Below are 4,656 nucleotides of genomic sequence, written 5' to 3'. Positions count from 1 at the left end.
AGGCAAACTTGGCGATTATTTATCCAACTTAATAAAGAAGAACTTAGTATATAATACAGCATTTGGAAAATTACGCTGCCGCGCAGATACTCTTGGTTATTTGCAAAGATCTCTTGCTGGAATGGCTTCACCAACCGATCAAGCCGATGCCTTTTTAGTAGGATCCATGGGAGTTCATTATATGATGAAAGGAGAATCGGATAAAATGGTTACATTAATCCGTTTGCCTGGAGATACTTATAAATGCGAAACTTCACTTTGCGATTTAAAACTAGTTGCACAAAAAACAAAATTAATGCCTAAGAGTATGATTAATAGTGAAGAAAATGGGGTTACAGAAGAATTTTATCAATATGCCATGCCTCTTGCAGGAATTGTCCCTGAGATTCATGCCTTAAAACCAAAACATATCAAAAAAAGACTTCTTGACTATGTCCGTCCCGATAAATAGCTGAAAAATATAATATCTTTATTTCCTACCCGTTTAAATCCCTATAACTAATAGTAAAAATTTAAATAATAATAGTTATATTTTTAGAATAAGTCTAAATTACTAGTAACTCCCCAAAAAGTATGTTACCGTAAAATCATTGAAGGGAAATAAACTTCATTTCTGAAAGGAAAACGTATGAAAGCAAATATAGGAATTAACAAATCGGATAGTGCTAAAATCGTAGAAATACTTTCTCACTACTTAGCTGACTCATATTATTTATATTTAAAAACCCACAACTTCCATTGGAATGTGACGGGAATGTATTTTGAAAATCTTCATAAGTTATTTGATACACAATACAATTCTCTATTTGATAGCTTAGATGAAATTGCAGAAAGAATCCGATCTTTAGGAGAATTTGTACCAGCTACATATTTTCAATTAAAAGAATTAACTTGTCTTAAAGAAACAAAAGAAGTTCCAAAAGATAGAGAAATGATCAAAATATTATTAGAAGATCATGAAACCATTATTCGCAACTTAAGATCTTGGATCGAAGAAACAAATAAAGCAGGTGATGCTGGCACAAGCGATTTTCTAACCGCTCGCATTGAAGAACATGAAAAAACGGCCTGGATGTTAAGAAGTCATTTTGACTAATCCAGGATTCATTCTAAAAAAGGATTTGACTCTTTTAATTAAATATAATAAATAAAATTATATGTAAAATTAAAAGGTTAAATAAAATGAATGAACAAAATTGTTCTAATATTGAATTAGAAAAAAAGATTCTTCATAAAAATATAAAAGATATTACTGAAAATTTAAACTTTATCCATTCTAAAGAAAAAATAAAATATTTTAAAAAATTGGAAAATCCATCTCCTCTTTTTTCAATATTTTTAATTTACCTTTGGATCGATATTTTCCTTAGCTGGTATTTAACCGCATGGATTCATATTTTATTTTTTCCTATAGCCCATCATCGTTATTTAGGAATGAAAAACAAAGACCCAGATTATATTTGTATAAAGGAACTTGATCCAACACACAAAAAAAATTGTTATCAAATTAATATTTTGGCAATCCCAAATAAGATATGGCTTAAAAGCTCATATCTTGGCAATTTATATTATTTTAATTTTAAGGAAATTTTAGAGGTTTTTCTCTGTTGGTTTATTTTTTTAGTCACTTTAATTTATATTTTTTCAATAAAAAAAGTAATTATATTATTAATACTTTGGTTTGTATCAAAAACAACAATATATCATTTTTTAAAAGTATTTATGGAAATATCAGATCACGCTGGACTCGAATTGAATGGAATTATAAAAAGCACAAGATCAATACCAAGTAATTTATCAAGTATGATTTTTTTTCCTTTTGGAGATAATTATCATTTAAGCCATCACCTACTTCCAAAAATCCCAACTATTAAATTAAAAAAAGCCCATAAAATATTAATTGAGTGGGAAAATCACCAAAAAGATTGTTTTCCTAAAAGATATTTTTTTGGTAGAAAATCTGTAATAATGAATTGGGTAATTCATCGAAACAAAATTGATTTTACCTAATTCTTCAAATGTAATTTAAAATGAATAATTTTAATAAATTATTCTTTGGAGAATTTATGATAAAATATAATAAGTATATTTATAAAAAAAATGAAATTAAAGATCCTAAATTAAGACTTTTAATCAATCATCATGCAGGTGGTTCCTCTACAACTTATTTTAATTTTTGTAATTTTTTCCCAGAAAATTGGGATATCTGTTTTTTAGATCTTCCAAATCGAGGGGTTGAGTTTTCAGAAGATTTTGTTAGAAACAGAGATGAATTGCAAAGTTTTATTAAAGAATATTTAAAAGATTTTCAAGATGCCCCTTTAGCCTTATTTGGACATAGCTTAGGGGGTTACATCTCTTATGAAATAGCGCAATTATTATCATCACAGAATGAAATTCCTCTTATTTGGCTTGGAATATCTGCAACGAAAGCTCCAAATTTAATAAAAAAAGAAGTTACCTTACCAGAATATCTAAATTCATCCGAATTATTAATCAAATGGATGAAAGATATTGGTGGAACACCTGACGAGTTTTTTAATTCATCAGAACTAATGAATTTATTTTTACCAATTATAAAAAATGATTTAACTCTATTTCATAATTTAAATAACAATCCTGTTTATTTTGAAAAACTTAAAATTCCAATTTCAATTTTTTCTGGAAAAATAGATTTGAAAGCCTCACCATCTGAAATGTCAAATTGGAAAAACTTTACAGAAAACAAATTTTCACAAAATGAATATGAGGGCGGCCATTTTTATTTTCAAGGAAATGAAAAAATTTTAGTAGATAGCATCTTAAATAACTTAAACAAATTAAGCCATTTCCATTAAAATTATATTTATCCATATTATTATTCTATTTATTTAAATTTTATTTATAAAATTAACAAATTATAATATATTTTTTCATTATACTTGTCCTTTTCTAAATTTATGATAACTAATTATTTATTATATTTAATTATCTAAACTTTACAAAAGGAGATATTTATATTATGGTTTTTACAAATAAAATAAAAAATAATAATTTCTATGAAAATAATTCTATAAATAACAAAATATTAAATAAAGAAATTGAAGAATTAAATAATAACCCCTCTTTTGCATTAGTAACCTTATTTTTTAAATATATTAAAGAAGATTTTTACAATTTCGGAAGTTTATCTGTTTTTAAATCTTATTTTGAAGAAAATTCGAACGAGTATTTAAGATACTTGCTTAATTTGCAAGAAATAAAAAACACAATGATTAATAATAAATATATATCTTCTGAATTGCTAAATAAAATTAAAATTTTTGCAAATAAATTAGATGAAATGAAAAAAAATAATATTTGCGAAGAATCAGAAGAGTTTAAAAATAATCTTAAAAATTATAATAATTACAAAGAAAAAATTGAAAAATATACTCCTGATTTAAAAAGTAATCTATCTAATTACGACAATTTTGGGCAAAAAAATGATTTGACAAACTTAGATGAAATCGACAAATTATGCCCCAATCTTATTTTTGATTTTTTTGATGAAGAAGATGAAACAGAACCAGAGGGTTCTGATAGAATAAGTTCATACCTTTTAAAGTATACACATGCAATTTATGCCTCTATAAAAGATTTAAATGTAACTATTGAAACCTCTTACTGCCACGATCAATTAAAATTAAATTTTTTAAATTACTTAGAAAAAGACCTTAATTTTTACAGCTTAACAAACCAAAAAAAATTCTATTACTACTATTATATTCAAGAAGTTTCAAACAAAAAAACACTTATGGTCTTTTTATTTACTCAAATATGAATAAAATACAATTTGCATTTTATGATCCTAAAATAGGAATTAAAGAATTTAATTACAATGAATATTCAAAATTTAAAAATCAATTTTCCAAATTAATAAGTAACTATGGAAAAAACTATACTTCCTTCCGTTTAAAAATTGATTCTTCAACTAAAAAAATTACTCCTAAAAACATAATGAATTTGGAAGGACTTTTAACGCTTTTAAGCCAATCTTCAAATAATTATATTGATTATATTAATAATTCGAAATGTTTTATCTTAATAGGTTCAAAAAAAAAGGATTATAATTTTTGTAAATCTATCCTTGCCTCCCAAAAAACAGACTTAAGCCATGAATCCATTGGCAATGAATTTTTTATAAAATATACAAATTATATTCATAAAGTAAGAAAAAATCCTAATGATTTACAGGAAAAATCTTTTTGGATATTTTATTTAATTAATTACTTAGCCTATAATACCGAATTAGCAAGGGCTGAATTAAATACATTAGAACCCTTTTTAGGAAAAGAAAAAATATTTGATATTGTAATCGATTATTTTAATCAAAAAAATAATTCTTTAAAATGGAATACAAAAAAAGTTATTTCTTTAATTCTTATTGAAGTCTATAAAAATATGTCTACATATGATTTTAGAATTCCATTTTATTACGATACAAAACAATTTAAACTGAACCATACTCAAAATAAAATAGGAAAATTTTTATTAGAAAGTTTTGACTTAGTGATCTTCCCCCAATTTTATAGACACAATTAACCGACCTTTTTCATTGGTCTAGTTATTTCAAATATAACTGGAGACAGATATCCATTCGACGAATGCTTTCTAACACGATTGTAGTAAACTTCA

5 protein-coding genes and 1 pseudogene are annotated in these 4,656 nt (G+C 24.9%); all 6 read left to right on the top strand.

The window, feature by feature from the left end; translation table 11 throughout:
- Positions 1 to 451 (top strand): annotated as a pseudogene (locus ACIQ56_RS14680) (hypothetical protein); the annotation flags it as partial.
- A gap of 177 nt (positions 452 to 628) precedes the next feature.
- A complete protein-coding gene (locus ACIQ56_RS14675) occupies positions 629 to 1,096 on the top strand; it encodes a Dps family protein (protein ID WP_397601792.1) in 468 nt (155 codons plus the stop codon).
- Between the two features lie 86 nt (positions 1,097 to 1,182).
- Positions 1,183 to 2,010, top strand: a complete 828-nt coding sequence (locus ACIQ56_RS14670) for a fatty acid desaturase (protein ID WP_397601791.1) — start codon at positions 1,183 to 1,185, stop codon at positions 2,008 to 2,010.
- A 56-nt stretch (positions 2,011 to 2,066) separates the two neighbouring features.
- Entirely contained in the window at positions 2,067 to 2,837 is a 771-nt protein-coding gene (locus ACIQ56_RS14665; protein ID WP_397601790.1) for a thioesterase II family protein, read from the top strand.
- 164 nt (positions 2,838 to 3,001) lie between these two features.
- The gene (locus tag ACIQ56_RS14660; protein WP_397601789.1) at positions 3,002 to 3,802 is read left to right on the top strand and encodes a hypothetical protein; all 801 of its coding nucleotides are present in this window, start codon (positions 3,002 to 3,004) and stop codon (positions 3,800 to 3,802) included.
- Positions 3,799 to 4,563 carry a hypothetical protein gene (locus tag ACIQ56_RS14655; protein ID WP_397601788.1) on the top strand — a complete coding sequence of 255 codons (765 nt, stop codon included), beginning with the start codon at positions 3,799 to 3,801 and terminating at the stop codon, positions 4,561 to 4,563. Before ACIQ56_RS14660 ends, ACIQ56_RS14655 begins: the two co-directional genes overlap by 4 nt.
- Positions 4,564 to 4,656 lie beyond the last annotated feature (93 nt).

This window comes from Silvanigrella sp. (assembly GCF_044369315.1).
Taxonomy (GTDB): domain Bacteria; phylum Bdellovibrionota_B; class Oligoflexia; order Silvanigrellales; family Silvanigrellaceae; genus Silvanigrella.
Note: the sequence above shows the minus strand (reverse complement) of the source record. Positions and strands in the feature narration are given on the sequence as shown.